This is a genomic window from Ideonella sp. P3_A4 (assembly GCF_056403075.1).
On record NZ_JBFUGE010000002.1, the window covers coordinates 12,569 to 36,790 of the forward strand.

Below are 24,222 nucleotides of genomic sequence, written 5' to 3' on the forward strand. Positions count from 1 at the left end.
ACATGACAAAGACCACTCACACGAGCGCGCAGCGCCTGGCATTCGCCGCGGTCGCGCTGGCCGCCGCCCTCAGCCTGACTGGCTGCGGCAAGAGCAAGACCGACCTCGGCGAGGGCGGCGCGATCGTCAGCGGCTCGGCCGGCCCGAATGGCGCGCACAACGCGGCGCACGAGCTGCAGCGTTGCGACGCGCCGGTGGCCACGCTGGCCCTGGTCGAGAACCCGAACGGCTACACCTATTCCAGCAGCTACCACCTGCCGTCAACGCCGCTGCCACTGGTACGGTTGTTGGCCCAGCAGAGCAACTGCTTTCGCGTCGTCGACCGCGCCGCCGGCCTGCGCGGCACGATCCAGGAGCAGGAGCTGAAGGACGCCGGCGTGCTGCGCAAGCAAGGCAGCACGGTCGAGAAGGGCAAGGGCTATGAAGCCCAGTACACGCTGACGCCCGCCCTGACCTTCTCGGAAAAGGACGCTGGACGCGAGATCGGCGGCATCCTCAGCATGATCCCGGTGCTGAACAAGCTCGTCGGCGTGGCCGAGCAGGTCAAGCTGAAGGACGCGCAAGTGACCTTGCTGTTGACCGACAACGAGACCACCGAGCAGGTGGCCGCCTCGACTGGCTCGGTGCGCGTGACCGACCTGGGCATGGGCGGCCTGATTCTGGGCAAGCTGGGCGGCGCCGCCGGTGCCGGCTGGAGCAACAGCAACGAAGGCAAGGTGATCGCCGCCGCCTTCCTGGACGCACACAACCAGCTGGTGGCCTCGGTGCGCGAGCTGCAAGCCAAGGACCTGCCGCCGCCGGTGCCGACGAAGGGCAAGAAGACGGCAGGCGGCTGAAGCCGAGGTGCGGTGAGGCGGCGGACATGCCGCCCGCCACCGCTGTCGTCGGTTCTATTCCTGGCAGGTCATCGGCAAGGCCGATTCCTGCTCGTCATGCTGGTTGAGCAGTTGGCCCGACAGCGCGTCGAACCAGTACTGCATCCGGCTCGGATGCTGGCAGTAAGTTCCGACCACTTCGACTCGCCAAGTCAGCGTGGGAGCCGGCGCAACGAGGGTCCACGCGGCCACGGTCAGCTCCGCGCTGGTCGTCGCCTCACGCCCTTTCTTTCGAAACGATTCCAGCGCCTGGGACAGAGCCTCATCGCGTCGCATTCGCGGGGTGACGGTCGGCAGGTCCAGCGGCGCGGTGAGCATGCGGGTCACATTGGTCAGCGTGCCGTCCGGCATCAGGTGGACGATGATGTCGCCACCTGCTACAGGCACCCCCTGGTAGGCGCGGTCGAAACGGATGTGGAACTGACCCACCTGGTCGGGCTTCAGCGGTTCGGTCCGGCGCACGATGAAGGTGTCGCGCGGCGCGGCCTGGGCTTGCAGCGCGGCCGGTTGACCCGGCTGCAGCAACGCCTGCGCTCGAGCGATGGCCACGTCGGATGTCGTCGATGCGGCGCCCGAACAGGCCTGGACAACGACCGCACAGGCCAAGGAGAAAACCGCCGACGCGGTGCGCGACAAGGTCATGGTGAGTCTCCCAGCGAGGTGATTGCCAGCTGTTCGAGGAAGGTGCGCAGCGCGCGTTCGCTGAAGCGGTCGGCCGGGATCAGCGGCCCATCGCTGAACTCGATCAGCCGGCTGTTCATGTACGCGGTGTTGAGGCCCATCAGCTGGTCCATCACGTCGCCCTTGGCGGAGCCGCTGCTCTTGAGCACCACCATTTCGTGGTGGCCGTTGAAGACGTAGATCGGCTGGCCCGCGTACAGGCAGAAGTCGACCGCAGGGCTGTTCGGGTCGTGACCCTGGGCGGACAAACCAGCCTGACGCATCGATTTTGCGATCACGTCCGACTGCCAGACGCAGCGCGCGCCCAGGCCGGCGTCTTCCTGCGACAGACCCTCGAGCTCGTAGGCACGCGCGCGTCGGCCGCAGTTGCGTCGCGCACCCGGGTCGGCGGAAATGTCCACCTTCGGCGCGGCCGGATGCTCCATGTCGACCAGATCGCCCAATGCCGTCGAGCCGCCGCCGACACCATCACTGCAGACCTGCCCGACCCACGCGTGCCGCTCGTGAAACAGCCTGAGCTCGCACGAACTGCGTGGGTCAGCCCAGAGCAGGCGGGAAGTGCTGAAGGTCGCCCACTTGGCCCCGTCGAAGTATTCGTCCGATTCGGCGATCGCGAGCTTGCCCAGGTAGGTGTCCGACGGCATCTTGATCGGCGCGCCGGTGGGCAGGTTCTTGGTCACGCGGCAGGCTTCGACGCTGAAGGCGATACCCTTCTTCAAGCCCTCGACATTGCCGCTGCCGACTGTATGAAGATGGATGGGCTTGGGGCTGTTCGGGGCGTCGGCGGCGCCTGCGGTGCTGGCGATCAACGCTAGTGTCGCCAGCGCGAATCTGCTCAAAAGGTACGGCGTTTTCATCGGCAAGACTCGGGTTGGAGACGCTCAGCGCGGCGCGCCGAAGTCGGCCGTCACCCAACGCGCCAGCCGACCCACCGTGCACAAGCTGGTCACCTTCATCCAGGGGATGGCGGGCAGCCGATAATCCGGCTCTACATGGCCTGCACCCCGGGCCACCCCTTCTCCCCGCCGCCCGGCCTGCACGCCGCGGCGCTGCGCTTGACCTGCCATGGCCTCCGACCTCACGCCCCATGTGCGCCGCCGGCGCACCTTCGCGATCATCTCCCACCCCGATGCGGGCAAGACCACGCTGACGGAAAAGCTGCTGCTGTTCTCGGGCGCGATCCAGATCGCCGGCTCGGTGAAGGCGCGCAAGGCCAGCCGCCATGCAACGTCCGACTGGATGGAGATCGAAAAGCAGCGCGGCATCTCGGTCGCCTCGTCGGTCATGCAGATGGAGTACCGCGACTGCACGATCAACCTGCTCGACACCCCGGGCCACCAGGACTTCTCGGAAGACACCTACCGCGTGCTGACCGCCGTCGATGCGGCGCTGATGGTGATCGACGCGGCGAACGGCGTGGAGCCGCAGACGCGACGGCTGCTGCAGGTCTGCCGCGCCCGCAACACACCCATCCTGACCTTCGTCAACAAGATGGACCGCGAGGTGCAGGAGCCGCTCGCGCTGATGGACGAGATCGAGCGTGAGCTGGGCATGACCGTCGTGCCCTTCACCTGGCCGGTCGGCATGGGCAAGTTCTTCGGTGGCGTGCTCGACCTGCGCAAGAACCAGATGCGCGTCTTCACGCCGGGCGAAGACCGCATCGCCGGCACCGAGGAAATCGTCGACGGCATCACGAACCCTGCACTGAACGACCGCTTCGGTGCCGCCTACGAGCAGGCCGCCGGCGAGATCGAACTGGTGCGCGACGCCGCGCCGGCGTTCGACGAAACCGAGTTCCTGGCCGGCCGCCAGACACCGATGTTCTTCGGTTCGGCGGTCAACAACTTCGGCGTGCAGGAAGTGCTCGACGCGCTGGTCAATCTGGCGCCCTCGCCCAGCACCCGCACCGCGATCCAGCGCACGGTGGAGCCCGACGAGCCGAAGTTCAGCGGCGTGGTCTTCAAGATCCAGGCCAACATGGACCCGGCCCACCGCGACCGCATCGCCTTCGTTCGCGTGGCCTCGGGCAAGTTCGAGCGCGGCATGCGCATGAAGGTGGTGCGCTCAGGCAAGGAGCTGCGGCCCAACACCGTGGTCACCTTCATGAGCCAGAAGCGCGAGCTGCTCGACGAAGCGTTCGCCGGCGACATCATCGGCATCCCGAACCACGGCGTGCTGCAACTCGGCGACACGCTGACCGAAGGCGAAGCGCTGCAATTCACCGGTCTGCCGTTTTTTGCGCCGGAACTCTTCCGCTCGGTCGAAGTGGCCGACCCGCTGAAGACCAAGCAGCTGCGCGCCGGCCTGACCCAGCTCGGCGAAGAAGGCGCGATCCAGGTCTTCCGCCCGATCCTCGGCACCGTGCTGCTGCTGGGCGCGGTGGGTCAACTGCAGTTCGAAGTCGTCGCGCACCGGCTGGAGCACGAATACGGCGTCAAGGCCCGCGTGACTCCAGCCCGCTACAACGTCGCCCGCTGGGTGACCTGCGACGCGGCCGATGGCGGCGATCAGGAACTCAAGCGCTTCATCGACGGCAACAGCCACCGCATCGCCTACGACGCGGTCAACGCGCCAACCTTGCTACTGGAATACGCCGCTGAGCTGCGCGCGATCGAAGGCAACTGGCCGAAGATCAAGTTCCACGCGCTGCGGGAGCACGCGGGGTTGGTGTTTCAGAAGCGGTTGGAGGGGTGATCGGGAGCGACGCGTCGCCCTTTGTCAAGGCGTCATTTGAGGATCTGGAACAGGTTGTTACGGCTGTCCGTCCACAACGCCAGGCCGGGGATGGAGGTAATAGGTTCGCGCCGCTTCATGGCCTGCGGATCACTCAGGAACTGTCGGTCATTGGTCACCAGGACCCAAGACGAGGCCGTCTCAGGAAGCTTCTTTTCTCGGTAGTGCAGCAGCACGGCTTGCATGCCGGCATTTTCAGCAAGGCCGGCCACGACCGGTGGCAAGTCGAGAAAGAGGTTGGAAACATGGAAGGCGATGATGCCGTTCGGCTTCATGTGCGCGCGGTAGACGTCCATAGCCTCCTTCGTCAGCAGGTGCACCGGGATTGAATCGCCTGAGAACGCATCGATGACCAGAACGTCGAACTGACCCGGTTCGCCCCTCGCCAGTTCCGCCTGCATTTGGAGGCGCGCATCGCCGAGCACCAGTTCAATCTGCGCTGGCGAGTCCTTCAGGAACGTGAAGTCGCGCTGCGCGATCTCGATGCTCTGTGGATTGATCTCGTAGAAGCGGAAGACGTCCTTGTCCTTGCCGTACGCGGCCATGGTGCCGGCACCCAGGCCGATCACACCGACGCGTGCCGGTCGGCCGGCAAAGTGGTGGATGGCCGGTGCGACGCCGCTGGACGCGCCGTAGTAGGACGTCGGCGTGGTGCGATAGGCCGGCGCCGTGAACTGCATGCCGTGCATGATCCGGCCGTTGTGCAGGGTGCGCATCGCCTCGCCCTCACTCTTGCGTTCCATCACGTGCGATGCAGCGTAGAAGTTCCTCATGCGCACTGAGGTGTCTGCGGTTTCGCGATAGATCGTCACACCGGCCATGAACACGGTGGCGACGGTGCTGGCAAGGGCCAGCGCGAGGACGACGTGCGCCGCCTTGTTGGCGGTGAGGTAATGACGCCACAGCACCAGCATGAGCACGGCCGTGATGACGAGCGTGATCGGGAACTCGAACATGCTGTCGAGCACATGGGGCGCGACCACGCCGATCACCATGCCCCCCAGGGCCCCGCCCAGACTTAAGGTCAGATAGAACTGGGTGAGGTATGCCGCCGCCGGTTTGCGCAGGCTGAGTTCACCGTGGAAGAACATGCAGCAGCAGAAGGTGCCAACCGCATAGGTCGCAACGGTCACCGGGATATCGATGTCGGCCAGGACGACGTTCATGAACCACGCCATTGCCGCGAGCGACAGAATCATCGGTGCCGCGAAGATGGGGCGCCGGTACCAGCCGCGCCCTTCGAAGCAGAGCACGAAGGTCAGCAAGTACAGCGACAGCGGCAACAGCCACAACATCGGCACGGCCGCAATGTTTTGCGTGATGTGACCGGTCACGGACATCAACATCATCGAGCCCATGGCGGAAAGAACCAGCCACCAGGCGTAGTCTTTCCCCGTCGGCGGTGTCGCCCTCTCGGTGGGCTCCGTGGCCACGGCAGTGGCTGCCGCCACGCGAGGCGGCGCATGGCGGGCCGCCCACGCGCACAGGGCGCAGATCACTGCGAAGGCCCCGAAGCCGACGCTCCAGGCATTCGACTGCTGCAGGCTGCCCGCAAAGGGTTCGATGACGAACGGGTAGGCCAGCAGCGCGACCAGCGACGCCAGGTTGGACAGGGCGAACAACCGATAGACCGAGCTGCCCGGGAACAGGCGCGTGTACCAGGATTGCAGCAGGGGCCCGGTCGTCGCGAGACAGAAGTAGGGCAGTCCGACGGTCACCAAAAGCAGGAGCAGGAGTTGGCCGATCGGCGCTTGCGTTGGATCAGGCTTCAGCCACTCGCCCGGGATGACGGGCAGCATCGCAGTGGCGGCACACAGCAAGGCGATGTGCACCACAGCGTGCGAACGAGGCGCGAGGCGGCGCGTCGCCAGGTCGGAGTAGGCATAGCCTGCCAGCAGGACCAATTGGAAGAACATCAGGCAGGTGGTCCACACGGCGGACGTACCGCCGAACCACGGCATGATCTGCTTGGCGATGATCGGCTGCACCAGGAACAGCAGGAAGGCCGACAGGAAGATGCACGTGATGAAGAGATAGCGCGTGGCGGTGCCAGCATCGGAAGCCGCGGGCCTGGCGGCTCCGATCGGCATGGCAGTCTGATTCATCGGAAAACCTATCGGTGCGCTGATCGGGTGCGCTCTCAGCTGACGTTCGTCGTCCGGACGCCGCTCATGGCTGGTGTTCAGGTTGCCAGGGCGAGCAGCACCCCGGGGCGAAGTTGCAATTGGCTGGCCAGGCCGGCGCGCAGCTCCAGTGTGTAACGAGCCTGCCGGCATCCCGCAGCGCGCCAGGGTCGCAGTCGTTCGACGACCTTGGATACGTTGCCATCGGAACGCAGGAACACCACGTCGATCGGATAGCGCATCCCGATCGTATGGACCGAATTGCACGGTGCAATCCAGAGTCCGCAAGGGTCTTCGAGCACCGGGGTGGCCAGCAAGCCGATGGCGCGAGACCACCAACTGGCCGCCGTCCGGATGCGCAGAGTGGTGCGCTCTCCGTCGACGTGCAGGTTCTGCAGTCCGGACGCGTTCACAGCCCGGACGCCAGGAACTTCATGACAATCGGGAAGCCGATCACCACGAACGTGCAAGGAAAGATGAACATGATCAGCGGGCCCAGCATCTTGACCGGCGCTTCCATCGCGAGCTTCTCGGCACGTTGGAACCGTTCGGTGCGCCGCTGGTCGCTCTGCGCCCGCAGAATCGGCGCGAGGCTCGACCCCATCAATTCGCCTTGCACCAGCGCACTCACGAGGCTCGAGACCGGCGCATAGTCCAGACGCTCGGCCAAGTCGCGCAGCGCTTCCAGTCGTGGTTTGCCCGCCCGCACGTCGCGAAGGACTCGGTTGATCTCCAGCATCAAGGGACTCGGCTTGCACTTGTCCACCGCCTTCTGCAAGGCGCCAGTGAGGTTCAAGCCCGACTCGATCGACAGCGTGACGATGTCCAGAAAGAAGGGCAGCGCCTTCAGAATCGCCAGATTGCGTGCCTTGGTGTGGTCGCGCAACCAGATGTCGGGGTACATGAAGCCCATGAGGCCTCCCAGCACGGCCCCCATCAAGCCGCCGCCGTCGCCCGACAAGGCGATGCCCGCGCCGAGGCCGACCAGCAGTCCAACCACCTTGCCGCCGAAGAACTGCTGCGGCGTCAGTGCGTACTCTTGCCCTGCCTTGCGCAACCGCGCAAACAGAGCCACCTCACGCTGACCTTGCAGTAGAAATCCGAACGTGTTCGCAAACACGTTGATGGCGGGCCAGAGCCAGCGAAAGCCCGGCGGTGGTTGATCCCGGTAGATGGTCTCGGCCTGGCCGAGCTCGAGAAACAGGCGACCAATGGCCACCGCCGCAATGGCCAATGCGAGGCCGCCCGCGGCCGCAACGATCCAGATGTAGCCGTCCATGATGTTCAGACGTCGATAGTGACGATCTTCTTGATGAAGAAGCCGCCGAGCGCCAGCATGACAAACACGCCGGCCATCACGCACCAGCCATACCAGGTGACGAAGAGCGGCATCATGGCGGCCGGGTCCATGGTGTAGAGAATCCCGGTCAGAAAGACCGGCAACAGGCCGACGATCAGCCCCTGCAGCTTGCCTTGCGAGGTCAGCGCCTTGATCTTGCCTTCCATCACCGCCTTGGCACGCAGCGTGCTCGCCAGGCGGTCGAGGATCTCTGACAGGTTGCCGCCCACCTCTTTGGCAATCGTCATCGCGGAGACGAACAAATCGATGTCCTCGAGCTTCAGGCGCTGGGCCATGCCGCGCAGCGAGTCCTCGAGGGACAGGCCCAGGCGTTGCTCGCGCAGCAGGATGGAGAACTCCTGCGAGATTGGCGCGGGGTTCTCCTTGACGACCATGTCCAGGGCCTGCTGCAGGCTGGCGCCGGCCCGCATCGAGCCGCCCATCATGGTCAGCGCGTCAGGCAGTTGCAGCACCAGCTTGGCTTGCCGGCGATTTCGCATCACCACCCACGCCACCCGCGGAAAGATCGCGCTGACGACGAGGCAGACCACCGCGAGGAACGGCGAGCCCGTGGCCACCCAGACGATGACCGGCAGCAGAAACAGCAGCGCGATGTTGAATTGGAACAGCGTGCGCGGATCGAGGAAGAGGAACATGTCCTCCAACGACACGCGGGCGTGCTCGGTGAAGGAGCTGCGCCATTTCTCGTAGCCTGCCCGCGTCGTCATGGCGACGGCCAGAACGGCGCCGAACACCATCAATGCGATCAACGCGACTTCGATGCTCACGCTCGCCGCTCCCGGCCTTCAGCCGCTGGCATGCCGTCGTGGAAGATGTTGAGGTCCAGAGGAATGCCGATTCGCGCCAGATCTTCGTAGAACTCCGGCACGAAGCCGCGACCCGTGAAATAGCCCTGGGTCTTGCCATTGGCACCGATACCGGACTGCACGAAGGCAAAGACCTCCTGCAGCTGAATCTTGCCGCTTTCAACGCCGGTCACCTCGACGATGTTGGTGACCTTCCGCGTGCCGCAGGCAAATCGTGTTTGCTGCACGATGATGTCGATGGCCGATGCCACCTGCTCGCGAATGGCGGTCACCGGCAGGTCCATGCCTGCCATCAGCACCATCACTTCCAGACGGGCCAGCATGTCCCGCGGCGTGTTGGCGTGCGCCGTGGTCAGCGAACCGTCGTGACCGGTGTTCATCGCCTGCAGCATGTCCAGCGCTTCACCGCCACGGCACTCACCGACGACCACGCGGTCGGGGCGCATCCGCAGCGAGTTCTTGACCAGCTCTCGGATCGAGATGTGCCCCTTGCCTTCGATGTTGGCCGGCCGCGCTTCGAGCGAAACGATGTTGCTGTGGTGCAGCTGCAGTTCCGCCGCATCCTCGATGGTGACGATACGTTCGCCGTCCGGAATGAAGTTGGACAGGATGTTCAGCAGCGTCGTCTTGCCGGAGCCCGTGCCGCCGGAGATCAGCATGTTCTTGCGCTGCTCGACGCAGACGCGCAAGAACTCGATCATGGCGGGACTGGCCGAGCCGAACTTGAGCAAGTCATCGGAGCCAAGCTTGCGCTTGGAGAACTTCCGGATGGTGATGGACGGGCCTTTCAGCGCCAGTGGAGGGATGACCGCGTTCACCCGCGAGCCGTCCTTCAAGCGCGCGTCGACCATCGGCGAGCTTTCGTCGATACGCCGACCGATCGGTGCCACGATGCGCTCGATGATGTTCTGCACCGCGCGATCGCTGGTGAAGACGGCGGGCCAGCGTTGCAGCTTGCCACTTCGCTCGACGAACACTTCGTCGTGCCGGTTGACCATGATTTCGGTGATGGACCCGTCGGCCAGCAGCGGCTCCAACGGTCCGAGGCCAATCGCCTCGTCGCGTACTTCGTCAAGCAGCTTTTCGCGGTCGATGTCGGCCGGCAGGTCCGGCAGACGCCCGATGAGATCGCGGATGAGCTTCTCGGTGAGCTCTCGCAACTCGGTGTCCGCCATCCGGTGCGTGTCGGTGCGACGCACGTCGAAGGCTTCGAGCAGCTTGTCATGCAGCACGCGGCGGAAGCGGTAGTGATCATCGCTGGCCTCGGTCGGCATGTCCTGCTCGGGAGCGGGTGCTGACGCAGGTTCCTGCATGCCGGGCGCTGGCGCCTCCGGTCGCTGGGCCACTTTGACAGGTTGCGGACGCTGGGCCTCCGGCGCCGGACGCGGACGCACCGGGGGGGCGCGGCCCGGTGCCGGCGCGGGTGCCTCGGCGTCATCGGGCGTGGCGCCGCCGGGGCGCTTCCACGCGACCTTGATCGAATGGGGCCCGATGCGGATCTCGTCGTCATCGCCAACGGGATGGGCCTGTTCGAGCTTGCGGTCGTTCACCAGCGTGCCGAAGGTCGAGTCGAGGTCTCGCACGAAGACCTTGTCGTTCGAGACGAAGATTTCAGCGTGACGGCGACTGACGCGCCAACCAGGCAGGTTCACCTCGCAGTCGGTGTCCTTGCCGATGACGCAACGGGGCGCGTAGATGTGCAACGGACTCTGTCCGCCACTGGCGCCGCCTGCGATTTGGATCGTCAACATGTGTCGTCCCCTGACTCAGCGACTGCCCCGCGATTCGCCCACAGCGGGCGGTTCGGTGGATGGCGCTGGCGTGTCATCGGGCTTGGGCTCCAACCGGCTGCGGGTGCGCGTGTCGGTCTCCGTGGCGATGGCCGCAGCCTTCTCCAGGGCAAGCTTGTTGAGCGCCGAATCGGGCGTTATCACGCGCGGCGTGGCGATCACGAACAGCTCGGTCTGCTCAGTCCGCGTTTCGCGGGCACCGAACAGCAGGCTCATGAAAGGAATGCGGCCCAGGCCGGGCAAGGCGTCGGAGGACTTGTCGAACTTCTGGCGCAGCAGGCCGGAGATCACCAGTGGGTCGCCGTGCTTGAGCGCGACCTGCGTCTCCGTACGGTTCGTGGTGAAGGCGACGAAGCCGCCGTTCGAGTTCCGGGTGTCAGGCTCGCTGACCTCGATCAAGATATGCGAGTCGATGTTGCCGTCCTTGTCGGCCACCGGCTTGAACTCGATCATGACGCCGTACTTCTTGTAGTCGACCGACACCGCGCCGAGGCCCGCGCTGACGGGAATCGGAATTTCACCGCCGGCCAGGAACTCCGACGCGCCGCCGCTGCGGCAGGACAGGCGCGGCTCCGCCAGCGTCCATGCATCACCATTCTGCTCGAGGAAGCTCAGAGCCGATGTGATTTGCGTGGCAAGGCCCAGGTAGGTCGCGATCGGGTGCGCGGTGTTCACCGGCGCGAAACCTTCGAACGGGCGATACGGCGTATTGCTGTAGCCGAGGGCGGTGGTGGCCAGCGTCGGGCCCGTGGCATTGCTTGCCCACTTGATGCCGAGCGCGTCCAGCGCGCGCTTCTTGACTTCGACCACGCGAAGATCGATCTGCACCATGCGATCGAGCTTCAGCGGATCGGCGTCCGAGGGCGCGTCCGGAACCAGGTTCAACACCTGCGGAAAGCTGGAGGCAAGGATTTTCAACCGGGCGGCGACTTCGCTGTTCGGATAGCGCCCTTCCATGACGACACGATCGCCGATCAGGCGCGCAGTGATGCCCGGCGTCTCGCTGAGCATCGCCTGCAGTTCTTCCAGAATGCGGGTCGCGCGTACGACCTCGATCTTCAGCTCATAGCTGATTTGACGTCCGTTGCGAAGCCACACGTGCATGATCGTCTGCCCGGCTGCTTCAGCCAGTAGCACGATCTCGCGATCGTCGACGACCGTCGCCTTGACCAACGAGCCATTGCCGATGGCGATACGGGCTACGCCCGGCAGGCCGATCGTGGTCACCTCACCAACGGCCATCGTCCGCTTCAGGCCGGACTCGACCACCACAGGAGGAACGGATCCCGTCCGCTTGGGCCGGGCGGGGACACTGGTCGCGGCAGCAGGCGCCGGCGTTTCGACGACGGTGCTGGTGGCGGATGGAGAGGCGCCAGCAGGCGCGTTTTGCGACTGCGAAGACACGGGCACCATGCTGGCGAGCGCAGCAAGGAGCCATGCTCCGCTTCGCAGCGGAGCAGCTACGTTGGAAACCAAGATTCTTCTCCCTCTAGGAATTCGTTCCGCGCGCCATCAGCGCGCAGCAGCAGCAACCGGATTGGCCGTCAACGCGCTGAGCTTGCTCAACTGCGTCTTGACGTCGGCGGGGCCACCACTGCCTCCGACGATGTACTCGACCAACGGGCCGCTGGGGCCACGTCCGGTCAACGCGGCAATCTGCGCCGCCGTCAGGGGCCTCGTTCCGTTCGGGTCTTCGTCTTCCGGATGGCGCAGCACCGCCGTCAGACGGCCGGAACCCTTGGCCACGATCACGCGATCCGCATCGAACGGCGAGACCTCCAGCGTGACAGTGGAGAAGGACCGTTCTTTACCGTCATCGTCTCTGCGCGTGAGTGTCTGGTCGGTGGCCAGCACAGAAACGTTGGAGAGCAACGGTGCGGTCACGTCGCCTTCGGTGGTGCCGCTGCCAGGCGCCGGTCGCGCCGTGTAGATCAAGTCGATGCGGTCGCCGGGGCGCAGCATGCCGGAAATGGAGTTGACCGTGTCTACCTCGAAGGTCAACGCCCGCCAGCCCTTTTTCAGCGTCGCCGAGAACGCCTGATTGCCATTGCCTTCGGAATGCATCGGCAGCAGCACGTCGCCGCGATGCAGCGGGATGGCGAGCCGCTGGTTGGCCAAGGCCTGGAACTGGTCCGGGCGAACGGCGTCCTGGTGCAGATACTGTTTCGGGACCGAGCGGATGGCCATCGCGTCCGTGGTGATCGGTTCGCCGCGGGCCATGTCCCGCTTGGCCACCACGACCTTCATCGTCTCGTTGCCGCGCCGTGCATCCTCCTCCAGCTGCGCCATGCGCCGCTGGATCAGCCGGTTACTCAGCGCAACGGCGCCGATGCCCAGGGCAACCGCTACGCCGAGCAGCACCCAGTTCTTGTTTACTTTCTGGAATGGAGAAGCCACGATCAATCAGGGAAGTGAGATGTAGTACGTGAGGTTCTGGAAGAACGCCTTGATCATGTCCACCAGGTACTGCGCCGCGGTCTTGCCGTCGAATTCGGCATAGAACATGGCCGCAGCCAGCAAGGTGCCGACGACGAGGTACTCGACCATCGCCTGGCCCGATGCACGCCGGCGGGCGACGAGGCGCACGCTCACGGCAGTGATCCGTTCGTCGGACCGGTCTGATTAATCACTATGTTCACGCGCCCCCCCGTTGGCATTTCTGAAATCGTCATCTCCACCGACTTGCTCGCCTTGTCGAAATAGCCCACCCAGGACTTGTTTCGAAGCGACTTGTCGTCGCCGGCTTCGCCGGTCACCTGATATCCCTGTCGAACCCACTCGCTGCGCCACCGGTCCACGTTGATGCGGAAACCCGCGGTGCTCGTCAGACTGCCCCAGAGACTGCGTCTGGGGCCATCGATGCTCTCCATGACCTGGGTCACTTGCGTGTCCGAGTACTGCTTCCATGCCTGCGGCGTGTAGTCGGACTTGATCTCCGCCGGCTTGGTGACGCTGAAGGTGCCGGTGCTGCCGCCCTGCTTGCCCTTGCGGATCTGCAGCGCCAAGTGATGCTCGTCGTCCAGCGTGCTGACGACTTCCGCCCCCGCAACGATGTAGGCGCGCACGCCGGCCCGATAGTCACGCGACCACTGCTGGCTGATGAATTCCTTCAGTTCCTGCGGACTCAATTCCGAGTCGAACTTGAGGATCCGCGATGGCAAGCCGTTGACCCATGCATCCTGTGCGACCCATTCGTACTTCGTGCGCGGAATCGTCGGCACCTCGGGCCAACCCTTCAGTGTCTGCGCCCCCGCATGCACGGGCGCCAGCATCATCAAGAAGACCGTGGCGCCTGTCTGCAGGCCACGTCTCAGCAACCCTGATCGGTCCATGATCCTTCCAGCCGGTCCCTGGGCACGGTGTCCGACTTCACGCAGCCGAGCTCGATGTCGTGACCATCGCCTTCGAATACCCAGAGGAACACGTTCATGGCGTCGCCGATGAGCGCAATGTCGTCGGAAAACAGCAGCTTCTTTGTCGTGCTGTCCGTGTGGCCATTGCCCGACGACGCCCATCGATCGCCGACAGCAGCCGTCGCAGCGGCAATGCGCAGCAACTCTGGCTTGCCGCTCGCCTGGTCCATCTTGTTGATCAGGCTGATTTCCACGTTCGCGACGTGCGCGCCGCGGGTCGTGTTTTCCAAGGTGGTGAGCTTGGCCGCCGAGTCCAGGCCAGGAGGTTTCCTCATGCTGCCTGCGGCCCACGTTAATTTGACGTCATCCAGCTTCTGCAGCAATGCGCCGAAGCTCGCATCGCGCCAGAGTGCCGGCAGGCCCTCTTCCTTCTTGAGCGGCACGGCCGAATCGTCGGACCTCAGCTTACCGTCCTTGTACTTGCCGTCGACGAAGAATCGGCGACGCATCTGGTCTTCGATCTTGGTTCCAGCCAGACGCGATTCCTCGGGCTCGATGGCGCGCTGGAACGCGGCGTACCGGCTGGCCTGGTTGGCAGCGCTTTGCAGATCGCCGTACTTGCCGGCATAGGCCACCGCCAGGAACAGCGGCACCAGGACCACCAAAGCCACCACAAACTCGGTCATGGACTGACCGGCTTGGCTGGAGCGACGAGGCAGATAGGGAGTTCTCATTTCACCTCCTTGGATTCGGTCTGTAGGGACTACTTCATTTCGAGGTTGACCGCGGACGCGGGAACCAGCGCCGGCTGCTTCACGAAGCTGTTGGCAGCATCGAGGCTGAAGCGCTCCGCCGCGATGGTCGTGCCGGACTCGACGAGAACCGGCGTCGACACCGGCGTGGCCGCGTCATAACCGCCTTCCGCCGCATCGCGCATGCGTTGCGCGACGGGGCTACGCGTGTGCGCCGACCCAGCAGCGATCACCACCGGACGACCTTTCATGCCTGCATACCAAGGCTGCTTGCGCCACAGGCACTGGTCCATCCCGCGCTTGTCGATCGACTTTGCAGGCGAAGGCGCACCGACGACCTTCATCATCAGGTCCTGCTGCCACACGCACTGCTGTCCGTTGATGGTCTCGGGCGGCAGCTCCTCGGCCAGCTTCAGCAGGCGGCCGGCGTCCGACTTATCGCGGGGACATGTGGCACGCTGCCCCGGCTCCAGAGGCGCTTCCCGGTCCACGTGAGGCGAGTTCGTCCGCTTGCCGTCCTCGCCAAGCACGCCGCTTGTGCCCTTCATGTACTCGGCGCAGCCGTTCATGATCGTCACGTCGAACCAGCGCTCAAGCATCGGCTTGCAGTCGGCAGACATGCGGATGAGCTGTCGCGTCACATAGTGTGCTTCGCGTTGACCATCGAAGAACGACTCTTCCCGGAAGTACTTCGTGTTCGCGGCCGCGGGCAACGGTGTGACGTTCCGCTCCGCGGTCTCCGCGTCTTCGTGCAGCACGAGCTGGCGGCAGCTCATCTGCGAGTTCTTGTTCTCGCCTTCCAGCTTCAGGCGGTCGCGCATCTCATGCAGCACGTGCAGGGACTCCGTCGCATTCGCTGCGACGGCCGCTCCTTGCGCGCACATGACCGACAAGGCCAGGCAAGCCACTCGCAGATCCGACACTTAGTGGGCCCCCGGGGTCAGCCCAAAGGTCAGGGCCGCGTCGGTCGGGCTCATGCCCAATGCCGTCAGATAGCCGATCTTTTCCGCCCTCGAAATGTCTGTCAGGCGCACTTGCCAATAAGGGCTGTACAGCGAGCCGTACTCCTTCGCGCTGTCATGGCGATAGAGGCTCGAGGCCGTCCAGTCGCCGATGGCGCTCGACGGGCGCTCGAAGAAGACCCGCGCCTTGCCGATGGACGACGTCTGCTCGCCGAGCAGCTTTTCCTGCATCTCGGGAGAGCCGGCGGGCGAGTCGGTCTTCACGCCCATGTTCATCGTCGAGGTCGTCAAGTTGGCGCCGCGATCACGCTTGACCGCCACGACATAGTCCACCCCCAGAGTGGCGCGGTGGGCCGCGTCGCGATCCTTGATGTCGTAGAACTTGGGCACGCCCGTCCACTCGCCATGCGTGTCGCCTTCCTTGCGGGCATTGCGTTGCGCGTCCCGACCGGGGCTCCAGGTGCTGCCCTTGCTGCCGCTGTCGTCAGCGTTCGAGCGTCCCCAGCCGATGGCCTCGTATTCCTTGCAAGGCAACGGCGGCTTGCCGCACAAGCCCCAGTGCCAGTACTCATAGGTGTCCTGCGACTCCCACTGGTCCAAGCCCTTCAGGTCGGTGCCACCGCGCTTGTCGAAGCCCATCACCGGCTCGGTCGGCGGCTCCATCCACCAGGCGCCCGGACGGTCGCGCCCCGTGAACTGGTCGCGGGACCGCATCAGGACGTCCTTCGCGTAGTTCCTGCGATCGTCGTCGCTCGTGTAGCGGCGGGTGAAGTCCACCCAGGCTTCGCCGTTCTTGATGAAGGTGAACCCCCTGACCAAAGGCCGGCCGTCGGCGGAGTGGCCACCATCGAGGTGGTCGCCGAATGCCACCTTGTTGGCCGCGGCGACATCGCCGGCAGCGCGATCCGCCAAGGGACTCAGCAAGGTGGTCAGGGCACCGTGCGAGAGCCCCATGGTGAACTTCAAGCCTTCCAGGTAGAGGGCCTGCGCATCGGCCGCATAGCCGACCGCCGTTTCCGAAATTTCAGCGAACTCTTCGACGAGCTTCAAGACACGGCTGAGGTACGGGCCGGCGTATGGGATCCAGCGTGCATACGGCTCGATGTTTTTCGCCGTGTACCTGATGTACTGCAGCCAGCCCTGCATGCCGACGGTCTGCACCAGGAACACTTCGTTGGCCATGATCGCGCGGTTGTTGTAAGCCATCAGGTTCAACGCGCGGGCTTCCATGGTCGCACCGGCCATCGCGGCTGCATCGGCGGCGTTGACGGTCTTCTGCTTGGCAGACGTGACCTGGCCAACGCTGAACACGCCATACATCACGGCGACGCTGGCGGCCATCGTGCCCAGCAGCCAGATCACCGCCTGGCCTTTGGAGCGCTTCTTGGTCTTCGTGGCGGAGCGCGCGACCCCGCCGACGAAGGCATGACCGACCTGGTTGTTCTTGCTCACAGTGTTCCCTTTCCTGCTGCTGTGTTCACGTCCACCGGCGTGTGAACGCCGGCGGCAGCTTCTCGATTCAGTTGACCTTGACCAACTCCACCCGACGGTTCTTCGCGCGACCCGCCTCGTTGCGGTTGTCCGCGATTGGCGACTCCGAGCCATGACCCGCCGAAGCCAGACGGGCGGCGTCGCCGCCTTCGGCGACGACAGCTTTCATGACGGCGGCAGCGCGTGCCTGAGACAGGCGCTTGTTGTCGGCCGCCTGACCGACGTTGTCCGTGTGTCCTTCGATCGACAGCTTGAGTTTCGGTTGCTGCTTCAACAGTTGGACGATCTCTTTGACGGCCGCGATGCCATCGTCCTTGAGCACGGCTTGGTTGGTGTCAAAGTTGATATAGAGCGTGGCAAATCCGGACTGACTGATCTCGTCCGCGAGTTGCGTCGCCTTCACGACTTGCTCCATCGCCTTCTGTTCGACGATGGTCAGGTCGATCTGGTTGACATGCGGAGGCATGCGCACCAGGACGCTCACCAGCGGCTTGCCGGGAGATCGAATCTCGAACACATGCCACAGATACCCCAGGTCATCACCCGGTGAGTTCAGCTGCTTGCCACCAAGGCTTTCAATGGCGGCCTTGTAGTTTCTGTAGACCTGGATCAGGCTGGGCTTCGGGCTGGTCTGGTGTCTATAGATGAGCTTGGTGGTCTTGCCCTCGAAGGTGACCGGCCCGCTGTAGACCGCCCCCTTCTGCTGGGCGATTTCGCGCTTCGGGTCCAGCGTGATGGACTCGAAGTCCATCACCTCTTTGCTGCGGATGGTGTAGCCAGGCATTCCGCTGAGCAGCGGATGATCCTCGTGCGCCCAGCCAACCATTGGCATGGCCAGCACCGCCAGCGTGCCAAGAATCGTGCGTCGCCCCAGAGAGTTCATCAGATAGCCGCGGGCACTACGCCCGACAAGGAGTGAAGATGGATCGCCGGCGCGATGCGTTGCCGAACGATTATTTGGTGCCGGCCGGCTCGGTGAAGTTTTCCATCCCGATCGATGCCTTCGCTTCGACAGTAGCCATGGTTCCCGAGGACACGGCAGACTTGTTCGCCTCGTTGGCCTTCGTGGCGTCGCCGCCCAGGGAAGCGGCCATGCCTGCAGTCTGGTGCCTGACAGTCTTGCCGAAGAGGTTGTAGACGCCGATGGCCGCGATCGCGATCAGCGCGACGATGATGATGTACTCCGTCATCCCTTGGCCGCGGCTGCGTACGCGAGCTGCTGTTGCTTGCTTCACGTTGATACCCCAAGCAGAAAGAAGAACAGGGGCGGCTTCGACAGCCACCCCAGTTGATTCGCCCCTTCCGGGACGAATGCCTTGCGGATTACTTGGTCTCCGGCTTCACCGCGGCTGCGTCGGTGAAGTTCTCGAGGCCCTTGACATTGGCGGCTTCCTTCACGGCGGCATCGCCGTCCTTGGTCGCCAGGTTGTTGGCTTCCTTGGCCTTGTCGGCCGAGCCACCCAGAGCCGCGGCCATGCCGGCAGTCTGGTTGCGCACCGTGGCGCCGAATAGGTTGTACACACCGATCGCTGCGACGGCGATCAAGGCGACGATGATGATGTACTCGGTCATGCCCTGACCGCGCACGCGGCGCTTGCTCTGAATCGGCATCATATGTTTCCTCACTAACACGTTGTTGACATGGGATGGAGCAGGGCCCAATCCCCATAGCTCACTCATTGAGCCATAGCGCTTGCGGCCCCACTTGCACCGCTTGCGAGTCGGCACGTTACGAGGGGTGCCAAGAACGCACATCCCCTAACCCTAGGATTAGTGCAACATGAAGTAAACACGTGGCCACCATGTAACGAATCAAGCTGTTAGGGCTTGATCGCTCCAGCGAAGCCTACGAGACTCGCGCGCCAATTAGTCAATAGAACGGCAGGGAGTGGTGTCGCAAGCGTTCGTGCACGCAGGTTCAGAAAGACGAGATGCATCTTTGCATCACCTCGTCGACTCGCATGCCTTCAGTGCTGCGGGCTTCTTCCTGGCCACCGCTGTCGCTGCCGCCATGGTGCTGGGATGGAGCGCCGCAGCTGTTGCGCCATGGTGGTGCACGGGCCTGGCCATCACCGGCCTCGTCTTTTCGGTCATCGCGCTGACGCGGCGATCAGAAGGCCTGGGCTGGCTCTGCGTTGCACTGTCGTGGATCGCCTGGCAACTCGCCGGCATGGGTTGGGTGGCCCTCGCGGTTCGTGATGGCGCCCATCAGATATGGTGGCAGTCGCTCGTGCTGGCCGTTCTGCTTGCCTTCCAGATTGTCCCGTTACTTATATGTTGGGGTCTGCTGGGCTGGGCCGGGCGCGTGGGTCCGAGGGCATGGGGTCGCTCGCCAGGCTGGTTGGCTTGGCGCTTCGGTCTGACGCTGGCATGCACTGAAACTTTGCGTCAGACGAGTTGGTGGGGCAGCGGCTACGCCGGTCTGTCCACCCTGGCTGTCGACGTGCCCGGCGCCCACGCCCTGATACCGGTCCTCGGCGGCGCGGGGTGGGCGCTGGTCCTGTGGGCTGCATGCACATGCCTGGCGCTCGCTGCGTGGCACGCCCTGTCCGGCGCCAGGCGGCTGCCCATGTGGTATCTGGGCGCGGCGGCTGCGATCTCGATCGTCGCGGGGTTCTGGCCTGCCAAGTCGTGGACCGCGGAGATGACCACCTCCGTCGCGGCGGTGGCGGTGCCGGCACCTGCGGCGCAGAACAAGCAATGGACCGTGCAAGACCGCGATCACGGGCTGGAACAACTCGAGCAGGCCATTGCCAGATCCCGCCGCGGCAGCGTCATCGTCACCTCCGAGAGTTTCTTCCTGCTGCCTCCGCCGCGCGAAACCTCCGGTCGCTGGGGTGATCTGGTTCGCCGGGCCCGCAAGGCTGGCCAGCATCTGCTCATCGGCATGCCATTTCCGGTCCGCGAAGACGATGGCATTCACTTGATCAACGCTGCAGTCCAGATCTCGCCGGACCGGTCATCGGTGTATGGCAAGGAACGGTTGGTGCCCGGTGGTGAATACCTGCCTTGGGCGCAGACCCTGGGGCCGGTCTACGCGCGGCTCTTCAACGACACCAGCGAGGGCCAACATCCCAGCCCGCCGGAGTATTCGCAGGTGCTGTTCGCCGACGGCAGCATCATCGGCGCGTCGATCTGCCACGAGCTCGCCTTTCCGTTGACGATGATCGAGCGCGCCGCGAACGCCAACTGGCTGGCCAATCTCTCCAGCGACTCGTGGATCGACAGCGATCTGTACCGAGGCCAGATGATCACGCTGGGCCGCCTGCGCGCGATGGAGACGGGCAAGCCCTTGCTGCGCGTCAGCCAGGCCGGGCCATCGATGCTCGTGTCGCCTTCGGGCGAGGTGACTTCTCTGCTGACGCATGACCATGCATCGGGCGAGGTCGCAATCACGCCCACGACCGGCATCACGCCCTATACAAGCTTCGGCCCCTTGCTTGCCTGGGCGCCGCTGGTGTTGCTTGCACTTTGCTGCGTCGCCAGCCTGTTCTGGCCTTCCCCACCCCCTTCGCTCGACACGCCATCATGACCCATCACCCATTGCGCCTGCGCGCGCGCGCCTATCGCCGCCTCTCGCACATGCGAGGCGTTTCTCTGATCGAGTTCGTGATCGTCTTTCCGCTGGCGACCTTGTTCGTGCTCGGGCTGATCCAGACCGGCATGGTCTACATGGCCAAGCTGACCTTGAACAACGCGACGTTCATGGCGGCCAGGCAAGGGTCATTGCATAACGCCAACCTGGACATCATTGAGAACGAGCTACTGCGCAACACGAGTCCGTTCTACCAGGACAGCACCGAGACGAACTTCGCCAAGCGTGTCGCCAAGGCGAAATTGGCCTACGAAAAGACATACCTCGACCTCGATCACTTGATGCTGGCGCGACCGAAGGTCGAGATCCTCAATCCTTCGCCTGAAGCCTTCACCGACTTTGGCCTCAAGGATTCGAAGGCAGGGGTGACCTACATCCCCAACGACAACCTGGAACATCGCTCATTGACGGTCGGCACCAAGTCGAACCTGAACATCCGCGACGCCAACCTGCTGAAGATCAGGGTCGTCTATCCGTACGAACTGAAAGTGCCGTTGATGGCGGGCGTCGTGACTCGTGTGATGTGCGGCGGCACGATCGGCGTCGAGGCCTACGGCAACGTGAGCTTCTGGCAAGCGCTCTTCGGCCCCGCTTCGCAGGAATGCCTGCGCTACTACAGCATGGGGTTCATCCCCATCGAGACCTTTGCCATCATCGAGATGCAATCTCGCGCCGAGAAGAAATCGTGATTTTTCTGGAGAAGAAATTGTTGAATGCAATGAAAGCCGCCATGCGCGTGGCGCCTGTGATTCTCGCTGCCACTCTGGCGGGGTGTGGAGGGGGCGGCAATGAGTCGGGCGATAAAGACAACCTGGTCGCCACGCCCAATGTGGTGATTGTCGAAGGCCTGCAGAACCAATGCGCCGTCGGCAAAGGGCCCGATATTCACGTTTACGGCGGCCAGCCACCGTACAAGCTGGCCATCTCGATCCCGGATGGGATCGTGACGGACAAGAAGGAGCTCCGCAACAGCGGTGATGCCTTCACGATTTACTTCATCAACGGCTTCTGCATGGAGAACTCACCGATCACCATCGAAGACGACATGGGTCGCTTGACTGAAGTGCTCGTCACCAACAAAGTCAAGCAATGAAGGCCCGCCTGCACATGACCGCCATGGCGGTCTGCTGCACGATGGGTTGGCTGTCGCCAGCGGCCGCGCTCGCTCAAAAGGCCGAGGGATTGAGCGTCTGCCGCACGGGAACGGTAGAGATGATCGTCGGCGGCGTGGCGGCTGCACCATCGAGTTGCAGCCCGCGCACGGGTGCCGCGCGCGCCAGTCCGGCTCTGGCTGAGGCAGGCGCTCAGCATCGCCCGGTCGTGAGCGTGCGGCTGGACGAAGGGGCCGACGACCGTCGACGCATCCTCGAAGCCGAGCTTCAGCGCGAACTGAGCCGATCCAATGATCTCGCCCGCCAATCGAATACCCCGGAAGGGGCTGCTGCGCTGACCCGCAGCCGTGCCGACGTCGCGGCGTTGCGCCAGGAACTGGCCCGCGTAGGCGTTTCGTCTCACTGATGCCTCGATGACTTTTGAGACGGCGCCTTCCGCGCCCACTCGGCAGCAGTTGCTGGCCGTCTACGCGGCTGCACCGTTCGCGCTGATGCTCATCCTGTTCGATCAGGCGTGGCAGCGCGGCCTGTGGCAGGAAACGCTGTCGACCAGTGCTGCGTCATGGCCTGTCTACGGCCTGGTGTTCGGCGTGCCCCACGTGCTCGCCAGCTTCTTCAGCTTCGGCGACAAGACACTGGCCCGAGCGTGCTGGCCCATCTTGCGGCCCGCGCTTTGGCGCGCAGCGCTCGGCACCGCGCTGGTGGTGCCGTTCATGGACACCCGATGGGGCCCTGCCATCGTGATTGCGACCACCATGGTCCACGTGGTGGGCCAACAGACGGGGTTGGCCGTCGGGCAGGCCAGGCTGTTCGGAGTTTGCGCGCCCGTGGTCATCATGGGCTGGCGGTGGACGCTGTCGCTGGCGGCCTGCGCGACCGCGGTAGCGATTGGCGGCGAGGCCCTGTCGCCGGCCACCGACGCGCCCGGACTCTGGCTCCAGGGAGCCGGCGTCCTGCTGGCGGCTTCGTTTCCGTTCGGCACATGGCTGGCCTGGCGTGGCCGCAGCAGGCAAGGGGACATCCGCGCGCTGCTGGCCATGCAAGGCACTGCAGCCATCGGCTGGGCGGCGGTGATCCTCGGCTATCCGCTCCTGGGCATCTGGCTCTTCCGCTGCGTGCACGACGTGACGGCCTTCATGGTGTATGGCGGTCTGGCCAACGCCCGCGAGCGGCTACAGCCTCGTCAGAATCTCTTTTTCAAGTGGACGCTGCCCGGCGTGCGGCAGCCGGGTTGGTGGCTGTGGCCCCTTGCCTCTGTGCTGATGCTCATCCTGGCGCTGGCCGGAACGCCCTACTACGTGCTGCTCTGGATCACCTGGGTGCACTACCTCGCCGAACATCGGCTCTGGCGCAACGGCTCGCCGCTGCGCCAGCACTTGAGCCTCAGGTAGACAAGCGCTCGGCGCCGTCCTTTACTGCAGCACCATCTCGACGCGACGGTTGCGGGCCCGCCCGGCGTCGTCCTCGTTCGCGGCCACGGGCACCAGGTTCGCGACCCCCTTGGCCAGGAGGCGCTTGCCGTCGATGCCATACGGCGCAGCACTCAATGCAGCCACAACCGCCTGCGCGCGCTGCTGGGACAACGACAGGTTCGCCTCGAGCGCGCCGACGTTGTCGGTGTGGCCGACGATGAAGACCTTCCAGGCAGGCTGAGCCTTCAATGCGGCCGCCAAGGCCTCGAGCTGAGGCTTGGACTCGGGCTTCAGTTCTGCCTTGCCGGTGTCGAACAACAAACCGCCAAGCGTCGCCCTCCCTTCGGCCTTGAGGCCGGTCTGCAGCGTCGTCGCGTCAGCCACGACGACCTGCCCGGTGGCCATGGCCTTCGGCTCGACGATCTCCAGGAAGACCGCCGCGATGTTCGTCTTGTCGTTCACCGCATCGGTGGCGTACATCACCACGTGGGTCGGCTGCCCACCACGAAGTGCCGAGCCGCTCCAGAACATGCCCCTGCTCGAACCTGTCGCCGACGTCACGTTGAACTTGCCACCGCCCTGGCCCGCAGGAATGAACGCCCCCGGCAGCCAGTGCAGGCCCTCGAAGGGCTGCAGGTGCCGGTTCCAGGCCCAGTAAAGCTTGTCGCAGCTGGATTCGCAGCTGAATTCCTTCTTGAATCCGGCGGCTGTGAAGGCCTGCTCGTGGTTGCGCCATACCTCCAACGGGCTCTTGCCCTTCGGCGCAAGGTAGACCAGGCGCGTGACCTGCCCCTCCAGTGGACGGACTTCGGCGAGCTTGTCGCTGCCGGCCAAGGCGGGGCCAGAGGGCAACTGGACTTGCGTCCAGGCCTCCTGGCGGTACCCCACCAGCCAGGCACCGTCAAAGCGACGAATCAGGGAGTGGTCCTTGCCTTCGGCAATGTCGGTGCCCCAGGGCACGTCGGCCGCCTGCGCGCAGGTGGCCGCGATCATCAACGGCAACACCGCGAGTCGTTTGCACAAAGTGTTCGATTTCATGTTGGTCCAGTCTCAAAAGACGTCATGGCATTTCGCCCAACGCAGCACCAAAGAGTGTCGATGACGTGAGGGTCCGGATACGACTCAAGACGTAACATTGCCGCTGCCTCGTGATCGACGCGACGCTTCCCCTGCGGCG

Annotated in this window: 25 protein-coding genes; 7 read left to right on the forward strand and 18 right to left on the reverse strand. The window is 64.4% G+C overall.

The window, feature by feature from the left end; all coding sequences use genetic code 11:
- The first annotated feature begins 2 nt into the window (after nucleotides 1–2).
- On the forward strand, nucleotides 3–836 hold the full coding sequence (locus AC1DYI_RS00490; protein ID WP_477202109.1) for a CsgG/HfaB family protein: 834 nt from the start codon (nucleotides 3–5) through the stop codon (nucleotides 834–836).
- Nucleotides 837–890: 54 nt separating this feature from the next.
- Here the strand turns inward: AC1DYI_RS00490 and AC1DYI_RS00495 are convergent, their stop codons facing one another.
- Nucleotides 891–1,517, reverse strand: a complete 627-nt coding sequence (locus AC1DYI_RS00495) for a hypothetical protein (RefSeq protein ID WP_477202110.1) — start codon at nucleotides 1,515–1,517, stop codon at nucleotides 891–893.
- On the reverse strand, nucleotides 1,514–2,413 hold the full coding sequence (locus tag AC1DYI_RS00500; RefSeq protein WP_477202111.1) for a hypothetical protein: 900 nt from the start codon (nucleotides 2,411–2,413) through the stop codon (nucleotides 1,514–1,516). Before AC1DYI_RS00500 ends, AC1DYI_RS00495 begins: the two co-directional genes overlap by 4 nt.
- A gap of 208 nt (nucleotides 2,414–2,621) precedes the next feature.
- Here AC1DYI_RS00500 and AC1DYI_RS00505 point away from each other — a divergent pair, with 208 nt between their 5' ends.
- A complete protein-coding gene (locus tag AC1DYI_RS00505) occupies nucleotides 2,622–4,250 on the forward strand; it encodes a peptide chain release factor 3 (protein WP_477202112.1) in 1,629 nt (542 codons plus the stop codon).
- A 32-nt stretch (nucleotides 4,251–4,282) separates the two neighbouring features.
- On the opposite strand, the gene AC1DYI_RS00510 is transcribed toward AC1DYI_RS00505, so the two are convergent.
- The 15 genes from AC1DYI_RS00510 to AC1DYI_RS00580 all read right to left on the reverse strand — a co-directional run bounded on the left by AC1DYI_RS00510 (nucleotide 4,283) and on the right by AC1DYI_RS00580 (nucleotide 18,537).
- Nucleotides 4,283–6,379 carry a fused MFS/spermidine synthase gene (locus tag AC1DYI_RS00510; protein WP_477202113.1) on the reverse strand — a complete coding sequence of 699 codons (2,097 nt, stop codon included), beginning with the start codon at nucleotides 6,377–6,379 and terminating at the stop codon, nucleotides 4,283–4,285.
- 92 nt (nucleotides 6,380–6,471) lie between these two features.
- On the reverse strand, nucleotides 6,472–6,825 hold the full coding sequence (locus AC1DYI_RS00515) for a DUF192 domain-containing protein (protein WP_477202114.1): 354 nt from the start codon (nucleotides 6,823–6,825) through the stop codon (nucleotides 6,472–6,474).
- Complete coding sequence (locus AC1DYI_RS00520) at nucleotides 6,822–7,775, reverse strand: type II secretion system F family protein (protein WP_477202115.1); 954 nt, start codon at nucleotides 7,773–7,775, stop codon at nucleotides 6,822–6,824. Before AC1DYI_RS00520 ends, AC1DYI_RS00515 begins: the two co-directional genes overlap by 4 nt.
- Nucleotides 7,697–8,509, reverse strand: coding sequence for a type II secretion system F family protein (locus tag AC1DYI_RS00525; protein WP_477202116.1), 813 nt, complete (start codon nucleotides 8,507–8,509; stop codon nucleotides 7,697–7,699). Before AC1DYI_RS00525 ends, AC1DYI_RS00520 begins: the two co-directional genes overlap by 79 nt.
- A gap of 26 nt (nucleotides 8,510–8,535) precedes the next feature.
- The gene (locus tag AC1DYI_RS00530; protein WP_477202117.1) at nucleotides 8,536–10,329 is read right to left on the reverse strand and encodes an ATPase, T2SS/T4P/T4SS family; all 1,794 of its coding nucleotides are present in this window, start codon (nucleotides 10,327–10,329) and stop codon (nucleotides 8,536–8,538) included.
- A gap of 15 nt (nucleotides 10,330–10,344) precedes the next feature.
- Complete coding sequence (locus AC1DYI_RS00535; protein ID WP_477202118.1) at nucleotides 10,345–11,844, reverse strand: type II and III secretion system protein family protein; 1,500 nt, start codon at nucleotides 11,842–11,844, stop codon at nucleotides 10,345–10,347.
- Between the two features lie 36 nt (nucleotides 11,845–11,880).
- Nucleotides 11,881–12,765, reverse strand: coding sequence for a Flp pilus assembly protein CpaB (gene cpaB, locus AC1DYI_RS00540; RefSeq protein ID WP_477202119.1), 885 nt, complete (start codon nucleotides 12,763–12,765; stop codon nucleotides 11,881–11,883).
- Between the two features lie 6 nt (nucleotides 12,766–12,771).
- Entirely contained in the window at nucleotides 12,772–12,960 is a 189-nt protein-coding gene (locus AC1DYI_RS00545) for a hypothetical protein (protein ID WP_477202120.1), read from the reverse strand.
- Complete coding sequence (locus tag AC1DYI_RS00550) at nucleotides 12,957–13,700, reverse strand: hypothetical protein (RefSeq protein WP_477202121.1); 744 nt, start codon at nucleotides 13,698–13,700, stop codon at nucleotides 12,957–12,959. Before AC1DYI_RS00550 ends, AC1DYI_RS00545 begins: the two co-directional genes overlap by 4 nt.
- Nucleotides 13,679–14,455 (reverse strand): hypothetical protein, encoded by a 777-nt coding sequence (locus AC1DYI_RS00555; protein WP_477202122.1) that lies wholly within the window; start codon nucleotides 14,453–14,455, stop codon nucleotides 13,679–13,681. Before AC1DYI_RS00555 ends, AC1DYI_RS00550 begins: the two co-directional genes overlap by 22 nt.
- Nucleotides 14,456–14,484: 29 nt before the next feature.
- Nucleotides 14,485–15,306: a hypothetical protein gene (locus tag AC1DYI_RS00560; RefSeq protein ID WP_477202123.1), complete on the reverse strand. Its 822-nt coding sequence runs from the start codon at nucleotides 15,304–15,306 to the stop codon at nucleotides 14,485–14,487.
- Between the two features lie 90 nt (nucleotides 15,307–15,396).
- The gene (locus AC1DYI_RS00565) at nucleotides 15,397–16,887 is read right to left on the reverse strand and encodes a pilus assembly protein TadG-related protein (protein ID WP_477202124.1); all 1,491 of its coding nucleotides are present in this window, start codon (nucleotides 16,885–16,887) and stop codon (nucleotides 15,397–15,399) included.
- A 67-nt stretch (nucleotides 16,888–16,954) separates the two neighbouring features.
- Nucleotides 16,955–17,809 carry an OmpA family protein gene (locus tag AC1DYI_RS00570; protein WP_477202125.1) on the reverse strand — a complete coding sequence of 285 codons (855 nt, stop codon included), beginning with the start codon at nucleotides 17,807–17,809 and terminating at the stop codon, nucleotides 16,955–16,957.
- A 70-nt stretch (nucleotides 17,810–17,879) separates the two neighbouring features.
- Nucleotides 17,880–18,116 (reverse strand): pilus assembly protein, encoded by a 237-nt coding sequence (locus AC1DYI_RS00575; RefSeq protein WP_477202179.1) that lies wholly within the window; start codon nucleotides 18,114–18,116, stop codon nucleotides 17,880–17,882.
- 133 nt (nucleotides 18,117–18,249) lie between these two features.
- Nucleotides 18,250–18,537: a Flp family type IVb pilin gene (locus AC1DYI_RS00580; protein WP_477202126.1), complete on the reverse strand. Its 288-nt coding sequence runs from the start codon at nucleotides 18,535–18,537 to the stop codon at nucleotides 18,250–18,252.
- 328 nt (nucleotides 18,538–18,865) lie between these two features.
- Here AC1DYI_RS00580 and lnt point away from each other — a divergent pair, with 328 nt between their 5' ends.
- From lnt to AC1DYI_RS00605, 5 genes are read left to right on the forward strand one after another with little or no spacing between them, the layout of a single operon-like run.
- Nucleotides 18,866–20,458: an apolipoprotein N-acyltransferase gene (gene lnt / locus AC1DYI_RS00585; protein WP_477202127.1), complete on the forward strand. Its 1,593-nt coding sequence runs from the start codon at nucleotides 18,866–18,868 to the stop codon at nucleotides 20,456–20,458.
- A complete protein-coding gene (locus AC1DYI_RS00590; protein WP_477202128.1) occupies nucleotides 20,455–21,210 on the forward strand; it encodes a TadE family protein in 756 nt (251 codons plus the stop codon). Before lnt ends, AC1DYI_RS00590 begins: the two co-directional genes overlap by 4 nt.
- Nucleotides 21,207–21,614 (forward strand): hypothetical protein, encoded by a 408-nt coding sequence (locus AC1DYI_RS00595; RefSeq protein ID WP_477202129.1) that lies wholly within the window; start codon nucleotides 21,207–21,209, stop codon nucleotides 21,612–21,614. Before AC1DYI_RS00590 ends, AC1DYI_RS00595 begins: the two co-directional genes overlap by 4 nt.
- Nucleotides 21,611–22,039, forward strand: coding sequence for a hypothetical protein (locus tag AC1DYI_RS00600; RefSeq protein WP_477202130.1), 429 nt, complete (start codon nucleotides 21,611–21,613; stop codon nucleotides 22,037–22,039). Before AC1DYI_RS00595 ends, AC1DYI_RS00600 begins: the two co-directional genes overlap by 4 nt.
- Before the next feature lie 49 nt (nucleotides 22,040–22,088).
- Nucleotides 22,089–23,024, forward strand: coding sequence for a hypothetical protein (locus tag AC1DYI_RS00605; protein WP_477202131.1), 936 nt, complete (start codon nucleotides 22,089–22,091; stop codon nucleotides 23,022–23,024).
- A 21-nt stretch (nucleotides 23,025–23,045) separates the two neighbouring features.
- Here the strand turns inward: AC1DYI_RS00605 and AC1DYI_RS00610 are convergent, their stop codons facing one another.
- Nucleotides 23,046–24,083 carry an OmpA family protein gene (locus tag AC1DYI_RS00610; protein ID WP_477202132.1) on the reverse strand — a complete coding sequence of 346 codons (1,038 nt, stop codon included), beginning with the start codon at nucleotides 24,081–24,083 and terminating at the stop codon, nucleotides 23,046–23,048.
- Between the last annotated feature and the right edge of the window lie 139 nt (nucleotides 24,084–24,222).